Origin of the sequence: Pseudomonas sp. HAR-UPW-AIA-41 (assembly GCF_002304225.1) — a bacterium.
Taxonomy (GTDB): domain Bacteria; phylum Pseudomonadota; class Gammaproteobacteria; order Pseudomonadales; family Pseudomonadaceae; genus Aquipseudomonas.
Map to the genome: position 1 here is coordinate 343,286 of NZ_NSLB01000003.1, position 16,839 is coordinate 360,124.

Annotated in this window: 12 protein-coding genes and 1 tRNA gene; 5 read left to right on the plus strand and 8 right to left on the minus strand. The window is 60.9% G+C overall.

Annotated elements, in window-relative coordinates; all coding sequences use genetic code 11:
• The first annotated feature begins 141 nt into the window (after nt 1-141).
• Both CK486_RS08980 and CK486_RS08985 read left to right on the plus strand, forming a co-directional pair.
• Nucleotides 142-1,434, plus strand: coding sequence for a diguanylate cyclase (locus CK486_RS08980; RefSeq protein ID WP_095939946.1), 1,293 nt, complete (start codon nt 142-144; stop codon nt 1,432-1,434).
• 122 nt (nt 1,435-1,556) lie between these two features.
• Nucleotides 1,557-3,335: an acyl-CoA dehydrogenase C-terminal domain-containing protein gene (locus CK486_RS08985; protein ID WP_095939947.1), complete on the plus strand. Its 1,779-nt coding sequence runs from the start codon at nt 1,557-1,559 to the stop codon at nt 3,333-3,335.
• Nucleotides 3,336-3,424: 89 nt separating this feature from the next.
• On the opposite strand, the gene CK486_RS08990 is transcribed toward CK486_RS08985, so the two are convergent.
• The 6 genes from CK486_RS08990 to rpsU form a co-directional block, all read right to left on the minus strand.
• The gene (locus CK486_RS08990; protein WP_095939948.1) at nt 3,425-4,090 is read right to left on the minus strand and encodes an endonuclease I family protein; all 666 of its coding nucleotides are present in this window, start codon (nt 4,088-4,090) and stop codon (nt 3,425-3,427) included.
• Between the two features lie 637 nt (nt 4,091-4,727).
• Nucleotides 4,728-4,804 (minus strand) — tRNA-Ile (locus tag CK486_RS08995).
• A gap of 15 nt (nt 4,805-4,819) precedes the next feature.
• Nucleotides 4,820-8,554: an EAL domain-containing protein gene (locus CK486_RS09000; RefSeq protein WP_095939949.1), complete on the minus strand. Its 3,735-nt coding sequence runs from the start codon at nt 8,552-8,554 to the stop codon at nt 4,820-4,822.
• A 91-nt stretch (nt 8,555-8,645) separates the two neighbouring features.
• Nucleotides 8,646-10,481, minus strand: a complete 1,836-nt coding sequence (rpoD, locus tag CK486_RS09005) for an RNA polymerase sigma factor RpoD (protein WP_095939950.1) — start codon at nt 10,479-10,481, stop codon at nt 8,646-8,648.
• A 67-nt stretch (nt 10,482-10,548) separates the two neighbouring features.
• Nucleotides 10,549-12,507, minus strand: a complete 1,959-nt coding sequence (dnaG, locus tag CK486_RS09010; protein WP_095939951.1) for a DNA primase — start codon at nt 12,505-12,507, stop codon at nt 10,549-10,551.
• 107 nt (nt 12,508-12,614) lie between these two features.
• Nucleotides 12,615-12,830: a 30S ribosomal protein S21 gene (gene rpsU, locus CK486_RS09015; protein WP_021702507.1), complete on the minus strand. Its 216-nt coding sequence runs from the start codon at nt 12,828-12,830 to the stop codon at nt 12,615-12,617.
• 197 nt (nt 12,831-13,027) lie between these two features.
• Between rpsU and tsaD the strand changes: the two genes are divergently transcribed.
• Nucleotides 13,028-14,053 (plus strand): tRNA (adenosine(37)-N6)-threonylcarbamoyltransferase complex transferase subunit TsaD, encoded by a 1,026-nt coding sequence (tsaD, locus tag CK486_RS09020; RefSeq protein ID WP_095939952.1) that lies wholly within the window; start codon nt 13,028-13,030, stop codon nt 14,051-14,053.
• Nucleotides 14,054-14,073: 20 nt separating this feature from the next.
• Here tsaD and plsY read toward each other — a convergent pair whose 3' ends face one another.
• On the minus strand, nt 14,074-14,643 hold the full coding sequence (gene plsY, locus CK486_RS09025; RefSeq protein ID WP_095939953.1) for a glycerol-3-phosphate 1-O-acyltransferase PlsY: 570 nt from the start codon (nt 14,641-14,643) through the stop codon (nt 14,074-14,076).
• A 51-nt stretch (nt 14,644-14,694) separates the two neighbouring features.
• Here plsY and folB point away from each other — a divergent pair, with 51 nt between their 5' ends.
• Nucleotides 14,695-15,048 (plus strand): dihydroneopterin aldolase, encoded by a 354-nt coding sequence (gene folB / locus CK486_RS09030; protein ID WP_095939954.1) that lies wholly within the window; start codon nt 14,695-14,697, stop codon nt 15,046-15,048.
• Complete coding sequence (gene folK, locus CK486_RS09035) at nt 15,039-15,587, plus strand: 2-amino-4-hydroxy-6-hydroxymethyldihydropteridine diphosphokinase (protein WP_095939955.1); 549 nt, start codon at nt 15,039-15,041, stop codon at nt 15,585-15,587. The genes folB and folK overlap by 10 nt, the downstream gene beginning before the upstream one ends.
• Here the strand turns inward: folK and CK486_RS09040 are convergent.
• The gene (locus CK486_RS09040) at nt 15,574-16,815 is read right to left on the minus strand and encodes a multifunctional CCA addition/repair protein (RefSeq protein ID WP_095939956.1); all 1,242 of its coding nucleotides are present in this window, start codon (nt 16,813-16,815) and stop codon (nt 15,574-15,576) included. The genes folK and CK486_RS09040 overlap by 14 nt on opposite strands.
• Nucleotides 16,816-16,839 lie beyond the last annotated feature (24 nt).

Consider the following 16,839-nt stretch of genomic DNA (forward strand, 5'->3'; position numbering starts at 1 on the left):
GTAGCATCGACTGAAGTTTGAAAACGCCCACCATTTGGTGGGCGTTTTCGTTTGTGCGACGAACCGCCGTTTTGCCCGATGTGTTGCGGGCTGGCTGCAGGCACAATGCGTCCAGTTGATTGCATTCGTTCTGGAGCCGCCTTGTTCCGTCTTGCCGATGTCCGCCCAACGCATTTTCTGCCCAGTCTGTTGCTGCTGGCGGGAGGCGTGGTGGCCAGTTTGCTGGGGTCGTTGACCGAGTTCTTCGCATCACTGTTCAACGTGCTGCCGACCCTGTTGCTGTTGCTGGCCGGTGCCTACTGCCTGGCTTACGAGCGGCAGCGGCAGGCCTTTCTGCTGGTGGTGGTCTATCTGGCCTACTACTTCCTCGACAATCAGGTCGATTTTTTCCGTGCCAATGGTCGGGTCCAGGCTGATACGGCGCTGACCTTTCATTTGTGCAGCGTGTTGCTGCCATTGCTGTATGGCGGTTATGCCCTGTGGCAGGAGCGTGCCTCGCTGAGTCAGGAACTGGTGGCGCGTACTGCTCTGTTAGTGGCCGTCTCCGCAGTGGCGCTGGCGCTGGCCCGCCGCTATCCCGATGAGTTGCTGGTGTGGTTGGCGCAGGTGCACTGGCCGCTGCTGCAGGATGCCGGTCTGGGGCTGATTCAGTTGGCCTATCCGCTGTTCCTGCTGGCTCTGGTGGGACTGTTGCTGCAGTACCTGCGGCAGCCACGGCCGCTGCATGCAGCCCAGCTTCTCGGCGCTCTGGCGATGTTGTGGATGCTGCCCAAGGTCTTTCTGTTGCCGCATGCCCTGCATGCGATGACCAGTATGGTCATGCTCAGTCTGGCGGTGGCCGTGGCGCATGAGGCTTATGAGATGGCCTTCCGTGATGAGCTCACCGGGCTGCCGGGGCGGCGCGCGCTGAACGAGCGGCTGCAGCGCCTGCCACGCCAGTACGTGCTGGCCATGACCGATGTGGATCATTTCAAGAAGTTCAATGACACCCATGGTCATGATGTGGGTGACGAGGTGCTCAAACTGGTGGCCAGTCGTCTGCGCAAGGTTACCGGGGGCGGCAAGGCTTATCGTTATGGCGGTGAGGAGTTCACCGTGGTGTTTCCCGGCAAGACGGTCGAGGAGTGCCTGCCGCACCTCGAAGCCTTGCGCCTGGCGGTGGAGAATTACCCGCTGCAGCTGCGCGACAAGCATTCCCGGCCGGGCGATGCCCGAGAGGGTAGGCAGCGTCGTGCCGGAGGCAAGAGCAGTAGTGTGTCGGTGACCATGAGTATTGGTGTGGCGGGGCGACAGCTGGAGCAGCGGCAGCCGGAAGAGGTGATCAAGTGTGCCGATCAGGCACTCTATGCGGCCAAGCAGGCGGGGCGTAACCGGGTCATGGCGCACGGTCAGAATCGCCGCGGTGCTCAGCGGCTGGAAACGGCAGGTGCGTGACTTTTTAATTTGAAATGGTCACGCAGTGACTCTATGTCTCGTTAAAGTTGTTCGGCTACAATGCCGCTTCTTGAAAACCGGCCATTCCGGCCGCCCGTCCCTTGAGTTGCGTGAGGTTTCCCATGGCTGATTACAAAGCGCCCCTGCGCGATATGCGCTTCGTCCTCAATGAAGTCTTCGAAGTATCCAAGCTCTGGGCACAGTTGCCTGGTCTGGCCGAAGTGGTTGATGAAGACACTGCAGCAGCCATTCTGGAAGAGGCCGGCAAGGTAACCGCCGGCACCATCGCGCCGCTGAACCGCAGTGGCGATGAAGAAGGCTGCTCCTGGACTGACGGCGCGGTGAAAACCCCGGCAGGTTTCCCGCAGGCCTACCAGACCTACGCCGAAGGCGGCTGGGTCGGCGTGGGCGGTTCGCCGGATTTCGGCGGCATGGGCATGCCGAAGGTGATCGGTGCGCAGGTCGAGGAGATGGTCAACTCGGCCAACCTGTCCTTCGGTCTGTACCCGATGCTGACTGCCGGCGCCTGCCTGTCGATCCTCAACCATGCCAGCGAAGAACTGAAGAACCAGTACCTGCCGAACATGTACGCGGGCGTCTGGGCCGGTTCCATGTGCCTGACCGAGCCGCACGCTGGCACCGACCTGGGCATCATTCGCACCAAGGCCGAGCCTCAGGCCGACGGCAGCTACAAAATCACCGGTACCAAGATCTTCATCACCGGCGGTGAGCACGACCTGACCGAGAACATCATCCACCTGGTTCTGGCCAAACTGCCGGATGCTCCGGCTGGCCCGAAAGGCATTTCGCTGTTCCTGGTGCCCAAGGTCATGGTCAATGCCGACGGCTCGCTGGGTGGCAAGAACAGCCTTGGCTGTGGCTCCATCGAGCACAAGATGGGCATCAAGGCTTCGGCCACCTGCGTGATGAACTTCGACGGCGCCACCGGCTACCTGGTCGGTGAAGTGAACAAGGGCCTCAACGCCATGTTCACCATGATGAACTACGAGCGCCTGGGCGTGGGTATCCAGGGTCTGGCCCTGGGCGAGCGCTCCTACCAGAGCGCCATCGAATACGCCCGTGACCGTATCCAGAGCCGTGCGCCAACCGGCCCGGTCGCCAAGGACAAGGCCGCTGATCCGATCATCGTGCATCCGGACGTGCGCCGCATGCTGCTGACCATGAAGGCGCTGAACGAGGGCGGCCGTGCCTTCTCCAGCTACGTCGCCATGCAGCTCGATACCGCGAAGTACAGCGAAGACGCCACTGTGGCCAAGCGTGCCGAGGAACTGGTTGCACTGCTGACACCGGTAGCCAAGGCGTTCCTGACCGACATGGGTCTGGAAACCACCGTACACGGCCAGCAGATCTTCGGCGGCCACGGCTTCATCCGTGAGTGGGGCCAGGAGCAACTGATCCGCGATTGCCGCATCACCCAGATCTACGAAGGCACCAACGGTATCCAGTCGCTGGACCTGATGGGTCGCAAGATTGTTGGTAGTGGTGGCAGCTTCTACAAGCACTTCTCCGACGAGATCAAGGCGTTCATTGGTAGTGCCGATGCCAGCCTGGCCGAGTTTGTCGAGCCTCTGAAGGCTGCCGTGGCCAATCTGGACGAGCTGACCGCCTGGGTGATCGAGCGCGCCAAGGCTAATCCGAATGAAATCGGTGCCGCCTCTGTCGAGTACCTGCAGGTCTTCGGCTACACCGCCTACGCTTACATGTGGGCCCTGATGGCGCGTGCCGCTCTGGCCAAGCAGGATCAGGACGAGTTCTACGTCAGCAAGCTGGGCACCGCGCGTTTCTTCTTCGCCCGTCTGCTGCCGCGGATCCACTCGCTGAGCGCTTCGGTCAAGGCCGGCAGTGAGTCGCTGTACCTGCTCGACGCCGCGCAGTTCTGATGGCCAGTGCCTGCCGGATTTACGGCAGGCATTCAGTCAGGAAATGAAAAAGCCCCGCTTCGGCGGGGCTTTTTCATTGGGGTGTGAATTCAGTTACTGATCTGCTGATCCACTAGCTCCGGGTTGTCGATAAAGCGATTGCGCGTGCCCTGCAGCTCGGCGATGCGGTCATTGCGGGCTTTCTCTTCGGCGTCCGGTGGGTCCATCTGGTGCCACTGCTTGAACATCTGCACCTGGCCCGGAATCGGCAGGTCATATTCCATATGCATGTAGAACAGTGCGCGAGCAACATTGCCCTTGGCTTCGTTGCGCGGCTCAACCAGTTGGAAGCTGGCTTTCAGGTCGCAGTCGATATCGCCAAACTTGCTCGGCACGGCGTCGCCCAGAGCGCCGAACAGCGAATTGCGCCGCGCCAGTTCCACGCGGGCCAGCTCCGGATAAAGATTGTGCAGATCGGCCAGCATGAAGGGGTACTGGCTGTTTTTTTCCGCGCACTGCTTGTCGGTGATGCAGCGCAGGCTGCTCTTGATCTGTTTGGTCGGGTAGACCGGACTGGCGACGAACTGGCCGCCTTCGCTATTGAAGGTTTTACCGCAGTACAGTGAGGTGCCCCCTGCGCCGTAAAGCTGAGGCCAAAATACCTGCTCGACGGCAGTCTTCGGGTCCGGCAGCTTGTTTTGACCGCCAGCGTTTGCAGTGGTAGCAGTGGTGGCGGAAAGCGCCAAGGAATAGAGGGCAATGGCAACGACGCGCATGCTGTGACCCCATGGCCTTTATATGGCCTGTTGTTTTTGTAGGACAATGTCGAGTCTAACAAGCGCTGCGTCACAAAAAAACCAGCATGCTGCTATTCGTTTCCAGCACTAATTCGGGGGTGTATACGACGACAGGAGTGTTCTTGTAGGAAAAGGCTTACAAGTCGTGATGCCGTTGGCTGCTATGGCCCGAGGAGAGCTATGGCTACAGTGCGCGTCATGGAAACCGCGCAGGAAGCGCCACGCATAACACGGATACCATGGATACCCGCCAGGATGGCGGAGCTGGCAAGGACGTCAGGACACACTTCTGCAAGGCCCCGCTTAGGCGGGGTTTTTCTTTTTCTGGTGCCTGAAGTAGTAAGTCGTGTCAGGTGGACTGGTGAAATCCTCAGGTGGTGCACTTATAACAACTCCTGCAGCGCCTCATTGCTGGCCTTTCTACCGGTTGGAGTTTGTATGATCGGTGCGCGATTCTGGTGGGGTCGCCGGGACTCTAATTGTGATGACTATCGTTGCAGAGCTAGTCAGCGCTTCTGGCTTGCCTCAGTGTGAACCAAATGTGGGGGTATGGTTTACACGCTTGAGCTTCCCAAGCTCTAAAACCAAAAAGCCGCGCAAGGCGCGGCTTTGAAGGTGGTGGGCCCACACGGACTCGAACCGTGGACCAAAGGATTATGAGTCCTCTGCTCTAACCGACTGAGCTATAGGCCCCAGAAGGCGCGGCGATTATACCGATGCGGGTTGCTCGGCGCTATGCGCAGCTTTCGGGATGAGGAAGTGTTCGCTGAATTCAGCGGCGGAAAGTGCGCGACTAACGACGAACCCCTGAATATGTTCGCATCCCTCGAGGGTGAGAAAGGCTTCCTGAGCCTTGGTTTCCACGCCTTCGGCTACCACCGTGAGGTTCATGCTACGTCCCAGTGCGATGATTGCGCGGGCAATCGCTGCGTCATGTACGTCATCCGGCAGGCCCTGGACGAAGGACTTATCGATTTTCAGGACGTCCAGCGGTAGGCGCTTGAGGTAACTCAGGGAGGAATAGCCGGTACCAAAGTCGTCGATGGCAAGTTGCAAACCGAAGGCCTTGAGATCATGGAGTATCTGCAGAGCCTGTTCGGTTCGGTTCATGATGAAACTTTCGGTTATCTCCAACTGCAGTCGCTGCGGCTCAAGGCCGCTGCCGCGAAGCAATTGCTGAATGTGGCTGCGCACGCGGTCTTCCTTGAGTTGCTCGCCAGCCAAGTTTACCGATAGGGAGCCAAATGCTTCATGGCTGTCCTGCCACTGGCGCATCTGTACTACGGCTTCAGCCAGGACCCATTCGCCGAGCGGCAGTATCAGGCCATTTTCTTCGGCTAGTGGAATAAATCGGTCTGGTGGGATGTTCCCAAACAGTGGGTGTTGCCACCGAATCAGGGCTTCAGCCCCGACCAGCTTCTGGGTTAGCAAGCTGATCTTTGGTTGATAGTGCAAGCTCAGTTCGCCGCGCTCCAATGCGCGGCGAAGTTCGTGTTCCAGTGTGATGCGCTCGTTAGCGAGAAATGTCATTTCGCGTGTGTAGAACTCTGCACGGTTGCGGCCCTTGGCTTTTGAGCGATACATCGCTGAGTCGGCATTTTTAACAAGCGTGGCGACGTCGCTGCCATCTCGCGGGTAGAGACTGATGCCGATACTGGCGCTAATGTGCAGCTCATGCCCGCCGGCGATGAAGGGGGCTTTAAAGGCATCCAGCAGCTTTCTCGCGATACGGTCGGCATCGGCTACCTGATGAATGCCAGGCAATAGCAGGATGAATTCGTCGCCGCCCAGGCGGGCGACGGTGTCGATATCTCGCAGCTGCTCTCGCAGTCTTGTGGCTATGCCTTTGAGTAGCTCATCGCCAACTGGATGGCCAAGGCTGTCATTGATGTGCTTGAAGCGATCAAGGTCAATGAATAGAACGGCGCCCTGCTGGGCTTCTTCGTTTTGCAGTACCGCATGGAGCCGGTTTTCGAAGAGCATGCGGTTGGGTAGGCCGGTCAATGAGTCGTGGTGGGCTTGGTGGTCCAGTCGCGCTTGGGCTTGTTTGATGCTTGAAATGTCTGCAAAGACCCCGACAAAGTGGCTTATGTTCTGGTCATCGCCTTTGACGGCACTTATGGTCAGCCAGCAGGGAAACTCTTCGCCATTTTTGCGACGGTTCCATATCTCGCCTTGCCAGCTTCCATTGGCGGCAAGGCTATGCCACATAGAGACGAAGAAGGAGCTGTCGTGACGTCCTGAGCTGAGGATGCGCGGGGTCTTTCCTAGCACTTCGGCTTCTTCGTAGCCGCTGATGATGCAGAAGGCGCGGTTGACGGCACTGATGCCTTGATGGGTGTCGGTGATCATTACGGCTTCGGCAGTGCTCTCGAAGACAGTAGCCGCTTGGCGGAGTTGCAGTTGCATGCGCTCCTGTTCGGTGACATCGCGGGCGTCCGCGAGCAGGCAGGGTTCTCCGTTCAGTTCGATGGCTGTAAGTGCAAGTTCGATGCGGCGTAATCGGCCGTCTCGATGGATTAGGTCGATGATGCGCGGTGGTAATCGATCTTCTGCCAAGAGTTGCAGAACCTCCCCGCGGTCTTCTCCGTTATTCCAAAGGCCAAGCTCTATGGTGGTCTTACCCAGGCATTCCTTGTGCTCCAGGCCGCTGATGCGACACATGGCCTGATTTATGTCCAGCACTAGGCCATCCTCGCGGCGACTGATGAGGAGACCTTCGGGAAGGGCCTGGAATGCTTTCGCAAATTTCTCCTCGCTGGCCTTGAGCTGGTCACGGGCTTGCTGTTGGCTGCTGATGTCACGCACTACGATCATCAGGGCGCGCACGCCGCTGAGTTCGACTTTTTGGGCGCTGATCTCTCCCGTAAACAGGCTGCCATCACGACGTCGGAAGGCTGTTTCCAGGTTGCGCATTTGGTGAGCTTGAAGCTCGCTAAATAGCTGTAGCCCAACACTGCGACTCGACCAGATGCCAAGCTCGGTTGGGGTTTTCCCAATAGCTTCTTGAGTGGGGATTTGTAGGTGTTGCGTGAAGGCTTGGTTGACGTCGAGCAGACGTCCGCTGTGTCGGTCGATCACGGCGATCAGGTCTGGGCATTGCTGAAATAGTGCAACAAATTTCTCTTCTGAATGACGTAGAGCCTGTTCAGTTTGGCGTTCACGGCTGATATCGAGCAGAAGGCCGCGTAATACGGGGTATGCGTCATCCTGGTTCACGGTGGCAATGTCATGGATCCAGACTGGTTTTCCGTCGCTGTTGATCAGGCGGTAATCAAGAGTGTGATCCTTTTGAGCAAGCAAGGCGTCTCGGCGCGAGCGAAGGGTTGTAGCTGCATCATCGGGGTGCAGTTGCTGTTGCCAGAAGTTCGGCATCAGCCAGTGCTCTGAGCTGAGTCCCAGGACCCTTCTGGCATGTGGAGAAACATAGGTAAAAGTCAGACTCTGTGGATCCATCTCCCATGCGATGGCCTGCAGGTTCTCCACCAAATTGCGGAACTGCTGATGGCTAGTGCTCAGCTGGTTTTCCAGCTTCTCGCGATGATGCACCTCCTGGCGAAGCTGGTGGTTCTTTCGAATCAGTGTGCGCATGAACAGCAGCATCACGGCCAGTATCACTAGTGCAGGTAAGGTAATGCTCGCCAGTGCTAGCCAGTCGACCTGGGCTCTCAGTGGGGCCGGTTGCCAGCGGGCTTGCAAGGGAGCCAGCTCTTCAGGACGCAGGTCCGCGATAGCTTTGTTAAGAATGCTGGCAAGGATCGGCTTGCTGATCGGTGTGGCCATCGCAAGCCGAAATTCATACGGCGTTGTGCCACTGATGCGTAATCCCCCGGCTTTGTGTTGTTGCACCACCCAGGCGGTCGAGGCGAAATCGGAGATCATCACGTCGGCTTGGTTTAGCAGCAGGGATAGTGCCGCGCTTTCGCTGGTGCTGCTGGGTAGTAATTGTAGTTCAGGGTGCTCCCGTGCCAGCAGTTCGTGGCTGGCATAGTCTCTTACCACGGCGACTGTCAAACCCCGCAGTTGCTCGATACTGCTTGGCTGTGGGCCGTCACTACGACTGAGGATGACTATCGGTAAGGTCAGGTATGGGCGGGTGAATTGCAGGTGACGGCGGCGCTGAGGGGTGGCCGAGATGGCGCTGAGTACATCCAGTTGCTCATTCTTGGCTTGCTGCAGGGCCTCACTCCAGCTCTGTTGTGGGCCAAGAATGAACTCAACTCCAAGGCGTTTTTCAAGCAGATGGAGCACTTCAGCTGCGTAGCCCTGATGGCGGCCGTTGCGGTCGCGGTATTCAAATGGAGCCCATGCAGGGTCAATGCCCAAGCGCAGCTTTGGATGTTGCTGCAGCCAAGCGCGCTCCGCGTCGCTCAGGGTAAGCGCGATGGCAGGGCGGGTGGCGCCAAGCAGCAGCAGAAGAATCAGGACCGACAAGCGCGCCATGCAGCATCCATGAATCAGGGCTTTTCCCTGAGTCTAGGAGTTGGCTGGCACAAAGCAAAACCCCCGGCAGATGCCGGGGATTTTGTGTGCATTACTCGTCGAGGAAGGAGCGCAAGTGCTCGCTTCGTGATGGGTGACGCAGCTTGCGCAGGGCTTTTGCCTCGATCTGACGAATCCGCTCACGGGTGACATCGAACTGCTTGCCGACTTCCTCGAGGGTGTGGTCGGTATTCATGTCGATGCCGAAGCGCATGCGCAGTACCTTGGCCTCGCGGGCGGTGAGCCCGGCCAGCACTTCGCGGGTAGCTTCCTTGAGGCTTTCCACGGTCGCCACGTCGATCGGCGATTGCATGGTGGAGTCCTCGATGAAGTCGCCCAGGTGCGAGTCTTCGTCGTCGCCGATCGGGGTTTCCATCGAGATCGGCTCTTTGGCGATCTTCAGGACCTTGCGGATCTTGTCTTCCGGCATGTCCATGCGCTCGCCAAGCTCTTCCGGCGTGGGTTCGCGGCCCATCTCCTGCAGCATCTGACGGGAGATGCGGTTGAGCTTGTTGATCGTCTCGATCATGTGTACCGGAATACGGATGGTGCGCGCCTGGTCGGCGATCGAACGGGTGATCGCCTGGCGAATCCACCAGGTGGCGTAGGTCGAGAACTTGTAGCCGCGGCGGTATTCGAACTTGTCCACGGCTTTCATCAGGCCGATGTTGCCTTCCTGGATCAGGTCGAGGAACTGCAGGCCGCGGTTGGTGTACTTCTTGGCGATGGAGATCACCAGGCGCAGGTTGGCCTCGACCATCTCCTTCTTCGCCCGGCGGGCTTTCGCTTCGCCGATGGACATGCGGCGATTGACGTCCTTGATCTCGGCAATGGTCAGACCGCAGCTTTGCTCCAGGTCGACCAGCTTCTGCTGATTGCGCAGTACGTCATCTTTCAGCGCCTTGAGAGCTTCGGCGTACTTGATCTTGCCCTTGAGAATTTCATCCAGCCATTCCAGGTTGGTTTCATTGCCTGGGAACTGCTTGAGGAAGTCCGGGCGCGGCATGCGGGCGTCGCGCACGCACAGCTGCATGATGGCGCGTTCCTGAGCGCGAACCTGCTCCAGTGCATCGCGAACCATGGCGACCAGGGCTTCATACTGCTTGGGCACCAGCTTGATCGGCATAAACAGCTCGGCCAGGCTGAGCAGTTCGGCGACGCCCTGCTTGCTGTTGCGACCGTGCTTCTTCAGGGTCTTGCGGGTCTTTTCCAGCTGCTCGGAAACGGCGGTGAAGCGGCGCAGGGCTTCTTCCGGATCCGGGCCGCCGTCGCCTTCCTCTTCCTCGCTGTCGTCGCCTTCTTCTTCCTCGTCGTCCTTCTCGGAGGCGCTGTCGTCCTTCAGGTCGACAGGCTCGACCTCTTCGGCCGGCACGCTGCCGTCATCCGGGTCGATGTAGCCGCTGAGGATGTCGGAGAGGCGGCCACCTTCGCTGGTGACGCGCTGGTATTCGGCGAGGATCGACTCGATGCTGCCCGGGAAGTGAGCGATGGCGCTCATCACTTCGCGGATGCCTTCCTCGATGCGCTTGGCGATTTCGATCTCGCCTTCGCGGGTCAGCAGCTCGACGGTACCCATCTCGCGCATGTACATGCGCACCGGGTCGGTGGTGCGGCCGATATCGGTTTCCACTGCGGCAAGGGCGGCAGCGGCTTCTTCGGCAGCAGCTTCGTCGGTATCGGCTTCGGCCAGCAACAGGGCATCCGCATCCGGGGCGGTTTCGAATACGTTGATGCCCATGTCGTTGATCATGCGAATGATGTCTTCGACCTGTTCCGGATCGGAAATATCTTCCGGCAGGTGGTCGTTGACCTCGGCGTAAGTCAGGTAGCCCTGCTCACGGCCGCGGGTGATCAACTCTTTCAAGCGTGACTGCTGTTCTTTCGACATAACACCCTATCCACTGAAGGTCTTGGCGGGCAAAAAATAAGCCGAGGATTATACCCGATCCGTGGCCTCAGACGCCAGTTGAGGACGGTGCGGCGGGGGAGGTCTGGCGGGTCAGCAGCTCGCGTAGCTGCTCTTTCTCGTCGCTGCTCAAGTCACTTTGACGGGCCTTGCGTAGCAAATGTTCCAAGCGCTGCTCGCGTTGGCGGGCTGCCAAGGTAGTTATAGTGTCGAAAAACTGTTGTTCAAGGTTGTCGGCTGAAATCAGCCATTCCTTTTCCGCCATGGCGCGCAGCAGGCGCCCCTGTTCGGTGCCGTGCCAGCGCGCAATCAGCTGCAGGGTGGTCAGGCGCGGGTTCTTCTGCAGGGCTTCCAGCAGGGCGACCAGCAACTGGGCGTAGAGGTCGTTTTCGGCGGCGAAGTGGCTGGCATCCTCGACCTTGAGTGCCAGTTGCGGGTTCTGCAGCAGCGTGCGCAAGGCGCTCAGGGTTGGCGACTCGACGCTGACAGCGGTGCGTGGCGCGCGGGGCTGAAAGTCGCCGCGCTCGCCCTTGTGCTGCCAGGGTTTGTCGCCTTTTTTCCAGTTGCCCTTGCCGCGGCCTTCGCGAGCGGGCGGCGGGATTTCAGCGTAGCTGGGTGGTGCTTCGTAGTGATCGTAGGTGGGGGCGCTGTCGTAATAGCTGTCGTCGCCCGCGTGGTAGTAGTCGTCGCTCGGGCTGCTGTGTTGAGCGGGCGCTGCTGGAGTGGCAGGCTGCGCGCTGAGTCCGGTCAGCTCTCTCAGGCGCTGGTGCATCAGGGTGCGCAGGTTGATGCCGGGAATCTTCTCGATCAGCGGGGTGGCCAGCGTGGCCAGGTGTGCCTTGCCTTCCAGCGAGCGCGGGTCGGCCTCATCCATCAGTTGCTGGAAGAAGTAATCGGCCAGTGGCTGGGCTTGTTGGTTGAGGCGTGCGCGGAAGGCGTCGGGGCCCTCCGCGCGCACCAGACTGTCCGGATCCTCGCCTTCGGGGAGGAACAGGAAGCGCGCGCGGCGGCCGTCCTGCAGGTTAGGCATGACGGCTTCCAGAGCGCGCCAGGCAGCCTTGCGCCCGGCCTGATCGCCGTCGAAGCAGAACAGGATGTTCGGTACCAGGCGGAACAGGCGCTTGATGTGTTCTTCGCTGGTGGCGGTGCCCAGTGTCGCTACCGCGTTGCGCAGGCCCTGCTGGGCCAAGGCGATCACGTCCATGTAGCCCTCAACCACCATGATCTCGTCGAGGTTGCGGTTGTTCTTGCGGGCTTCAAACAGGCCATAGAGTTCCTGGCCCTTGTGAAAGACCGGAGTTTCCGGGGAGTTCAGGTACTTCGGCTTGTCATCGCCAAGCACGCGGCCGCCAAAGGCGATGATGCGTCCGCGGCTGTCGCGGATCGGGAACATCACGCGGTCGCGAAAGCGGTCATAGCGTTTGCCGGTTTCGGCGTTCTCGATCAGCAGGCCGGCGTCGATCATTGCCTTGACCTGCAGGGCGTCGCCGCCCAGATGCTTGAACAGGTTGTCCCAGCCCGGCGGGGCGAAGCCAAGGCCGAAGTCGCGGGCAATCTCGCCGGTCAGGCCGCGGCCTTTCAGGTAGTTCACCGCCGCCTGGCGGCTGGGGTGGCTCTTCAGGGCCTGGCGGTAGTAGTCGGCGGCGGCCGTCAGCAAGGGGTAAAGCGGTGAATCGGTGGGTTGGCGCGGCTTGTTGCTGCGCCCTTCTTCCCGGGGCACATCCATGCCGGCGCGCTTGGCCAGGTCTTCGACGGCCTGGACGAAGTCGAGGTTGTCATGGTCCATGACAAAGCCGAGGGCGTTGCCGCCGGCGCCGCAGCCGAAGCAGTAGTAGAACTGCTTGTCCGGGCTGACGCTGAACGAGGGGGTCTTCTCGTTATGGAAGGGGCAGCGTGCGCTGTAGTTCTTGCCGGCCTTTTTCAGCTGAATGCGCGAACCCACCACTTCGACGATGTCGGTGCGGTTGAGAAGATCATCGATGAATGATTGCGGAATCATGCCGGCCATGGACGGGAGGATACTGCCAGGCGGAGGGACACGGAAATCTTTTGCCCAGAAATGCAAAACCCGGCCGGGGCCGGGTCATGCGGGGCGTCAAGTGCGCGACTGATAACTCAGTACAGGCGCTCGCGACGGCGCTGTTCGCGCTGCACTTTCTTGGCGTGACGCTTCACTGCAGCGGCAGCTTTGCGCTTACGCTCAGTGGTCGGCTTTTCGTAGAATTCGCGGCTGCGCACTTCGGCCAGAACACCGGCCTTTTCGCAGGAGCGCTTGAAACGACGCAGAGCTACGTCGAAGGGTTCGTTCTCTTTAACTTTGACGGCTGGCATCCAGGTCGTACCTTCACTGTTTTACCGAATGGACGACGCTATCCGGCAAGGGCACGGGAATACGTCGATTTCAAGGGCTGCGGATATTAACGCCAGATCGTTCGGAATGCAAAGCCTCTGATCGAAAAGCGCTGGTTCGGCCGATGGACGACGCATTATCATGCGCGCCTCTTTGGTAGCCCCGATTGTGCCCGAACATGCTTGTACTGGGACTGGAAACCTCCTGCGACGAAACCGGCGTAGCGCTTTATGACAGCGAGCGCGGCCTGCTGGCCGATGCCCTGTTCAGTCAGATCGACCTGCACCGCGTCTATGGCGGTGTGGTGCCGGAACTGGCTTCGCGTGATCACGTCAAGCGCATGTTGCCGCTGATCCGCCAGGTACTGTCCGAGGCCGGGCGTGAGGCCACGGATATCGATGCCATCGCCTACACCGCCGGACCGGGCCTGGTGGGGGCGTTGCTGGTCGGCGCGTCCTGCGCGCAGGCGCTGGCCTTTGCCTGGGGCGTTCCGGCGGTCGGGGTGCACCATATGGAAGGTCATCTGCTGGCCCCCATGCTGGAAGAGCAGCCGCCGCAGTTTCCGTTTGTCGCCCTGCTGGTCTCTGGCGGCCACACCCAATTGGTGCGGGTCGATGGCATCGGCCGTTATGAGCTGCTGGGCGAGTCGATCGACGATGCCGCCGGCGAGGCGTTCGACAAAACCGCCAAGTTGATGGGGCTGCCCTATCCGGGCGGACCTGAGATTGCCCGCCTGGCCGAGCAGGGCGTGGCCGGACGCTTCAAGTTCCCGCGACCGATGACCGACCGGCCGGGGCTGGAGTTCAGCTTCAGCGGTCTGAAAACGGCGGCCTTGAATGCCTGGCAGCAGTGCCAGCAGGCCGGCGATCTGAGCGAGCAGACCCGCTGCGATATCGCCCGTGGCTTTCAGGAGGCAGTGGTCGACACCCTGACCATCAAGTGCCAGCGCGCGCTCAGGCAGACCGGGCTGAGCAGCCTGGTGATTGCCGGCGGAGTCAGTGCCAATCAGGCGCTGCGTCAGTCTCTGGAGCAGATGCTGGCGGGGCTCAAGGGGCAGGTGTTCTATGCGCGCCCGCGTTTTTGTACCGATAACGGCGCGATGATTGCCTATGCCGGTTGCCAGCGCCTGCTGGCCGGTCAGCATGAAGGACTGGCGATCAGTGTGCAGGCGCGCTGGCCGATGGATAGTCTGCCGCCACTGTGAGCGCGGTTCATGTGTGCAGGTCAGAAATGTCGTTCGCGCCCGGCCAGCAGGTCGCGTAGATTGCTGCGGTGACGCCAGACGATGAGCACGGTCAGTACACTCATCGGCAACAAGGCCGCCGGTTGCTGCCAGGCCAGCAGTGGCAGGGTCAGCGGAGTGGCGGTCAGCGAGGCGAGTGAGCTGGTGCGGCTGAGCTTGAAGGTCAGGGCCCAGGCTGCCAGTGCGAGCACGGCGGCGGGTGGATAAAGGCCCAGCAGCATGCCCGCGGCGGTGGCAACGCCCTTGCCGCCCTGGAAACGGAAAAATACCGGGTAGAGGTGGCCGACTACCGCCGCCAGACCGATCCAGGCTTGTTCCTGCAGATTGAAGCCGGCGCCCCAGGCGACGGCTACCGGTAGCAGGCCTTTGCTCAGATCACCGAGCAGGGTGAGGAGAGCGAGTTTTTTGCCGGCCACGCGCAGCATGTTGGTGGCGCCGGGGTTGCCGGAGCCCGCCGTGCGCGGGTCGCCCAGACCTGCCAGGCGACTGAGCAGGATGGCGAAGGACAGGGAGCCAAGCAGGTAGGCGAGGATCGCCAACAGCCAGAACATGGTATCCATTCCGGGGCGTGTGAGCCCCGATTGTAACGAGGCAGCACAGACGTGGACATGGTTTTCATCGAGGGGCTGGAGGTCGATACCGTGATCGGTGTGTACGACTGGGAGCGCAAAATCCGCCAGTGCCTGAGCCTCGATCTGCAGTTTGCCTGGGATAACAGCCTGCCCGCGGCAAACGACGACCTGAGTCTGGCGCTCGACTACGCGACAGTCTCGGCGCGCATCCAGCAGTTTGCCGAGGGCGCGCAATTCCAGCTGGTGGAGACTTTCGCCGAGCGTCTGGCCGCCTTGCTGATGAGCGAATTCGGCATCCGCTGGCTGCGTCTCAAGCTGACCAAGCCCGGTGCGGTGCCGGCGGCACGCGGCGTGGGCGTGGAGATTGAGCGCGGATGTCGCTGACCACTGTTTTTCTGGGTCTCGGTAGCAATATCGAGCGTGAGCGCCATCTGCTCGCCGGTCTGGAGGCGCTGTCGGCGTTCCTGATAAACCTGCGCTGCTCGCCGGTGTTCGAGAGCCAGGCCGTGGGTATCAAAAGCGGTCCTTTCTTCAATCTGGTGGTGCAGGCCGAAACGGCCTTGAGTCTGGCCGAACTGGACCGCTGGCTGAAGGCCATCGAGGCCGACAACGGCCGTTATGCCCCCGGGCGCAAGGGGCTGCCGCTGGATATCGACGTGCTGCTCTACGGTGACCGGGTCGGCGAATTCGAGGGACTGACCCTGCCGCGAGCGGAAATTCTCAAGAATGCCTTTGTCCTCTGGCCCCTGGCCCTGCTCGCGCCGGCGCAGAAACATCCCGGGGCAGGACAGTCGTTTGCCGAGTTGTGGGGCACCATGCATAGCGAGCAGCAATTGTGGCCGGTGGCATTCAGCTGGCGCGGGCAGGCGCTGACGCCGGATAGCCTGTTGCAGGCGTACCCGGCACCGCTCAATCCTCTTTAAGGTTGCCGCTGGCAGCCTTGTACGCGCTCAGTGCCCTGAGCCGCTCGCGCTGCAGGGCCTCACCCAGATCCGCACCCTTGAAACCCTGTTCGACCAGTGGCTGCACGGCTACCTGACGGGCGACCTCTGCCGCGCCCAGCAGATAGGCTGCCTGCGGGTAGTCGCGCTGTTCGAAGCCCAGGCGGCCGCGGGCATCCATTTCACAGGCGGCGACAAACTCGGCAAAGCGCTGCGGGCGGCGATAGGCATCGAAGCTCTGCAGCAGCTTGAGCAGCGTGTCGGCGCGCAGTTCCAGCGCACGGTGGCCGTGGGTGTGGTATTCGCCGACCAGCAGGGCCAGCTCGGCGCATTCCCTGGGTACCTTGCTGCGCTGGTTGATCGCCTTGATCAGACGCAAACCCTTGTGTTCGTGGGCGATGTGGCGTGGCCACTCGCTCTCTGGCGTCAGCCCCTTGCCTACATCGTGCAGCAGGCTGGCCCAGCGCACGCTCAGCGGCTGGTCGTGCTCGGCGCATTGACGCAGCACCATGAGTACGTGCACGCCGGTGTCGACTTCGGGATGGTGGGTGGCGGTCTGCGGTACGCCAAACAGCGTATCCACTTCCGGCAGCCAGGCGGCCAGGGCGCCGCAGTTACGCAGCACTTCGATGAAGACCTCCGGGCGGGGCTCCATCAGGGCCCGGGAGACTTCCTTCCAGCTGCGTTCGGCCGTCAGCGCGGCCAGTTCGCCGGACTCGGCGATCTGGCGCATCAGAGCAAGGGTCTCCTCGGCCACGCGAAAGCCCAGCGGCGCATAGCGGGCCGCGAAGCGGGCGACGCGCAGCACGCGCAGCGGGTCTTCGGCGAAGGCCGGGGAGACGTGGCGCAGCACGCAGTCGGCCAGGTCACGCTGCCCGCCGTAAGGGTCGATGACACGCCCCTGCTCATCTTCGGCCATGGCGTTGACGGTGAGGTCGCGGCGGATCAGGTCTTCTTCCAGCGTCACATCCGGGCTGGCGTAGAAGGTAAAGCCGCCATAGCCCACGCCACTCTTGCGCTCGGTTCGTGCCAGTGCGTATTCCTCGGCCGTCTGCGGGTGGAGAAATACCGGGAAATCCCCGCCCACCGGACGATAGCCAAGGGTCTGCATGGCCTGGGCATCGGCCCCGACCACCAACCAGTCGATATCGGTTACCGCGCGACCGAGTAACCGATCGCGTACCGCGCCGCCCACTTTATAAATCTGCATGCCGACCTCCGTTGCCGCTAAGCA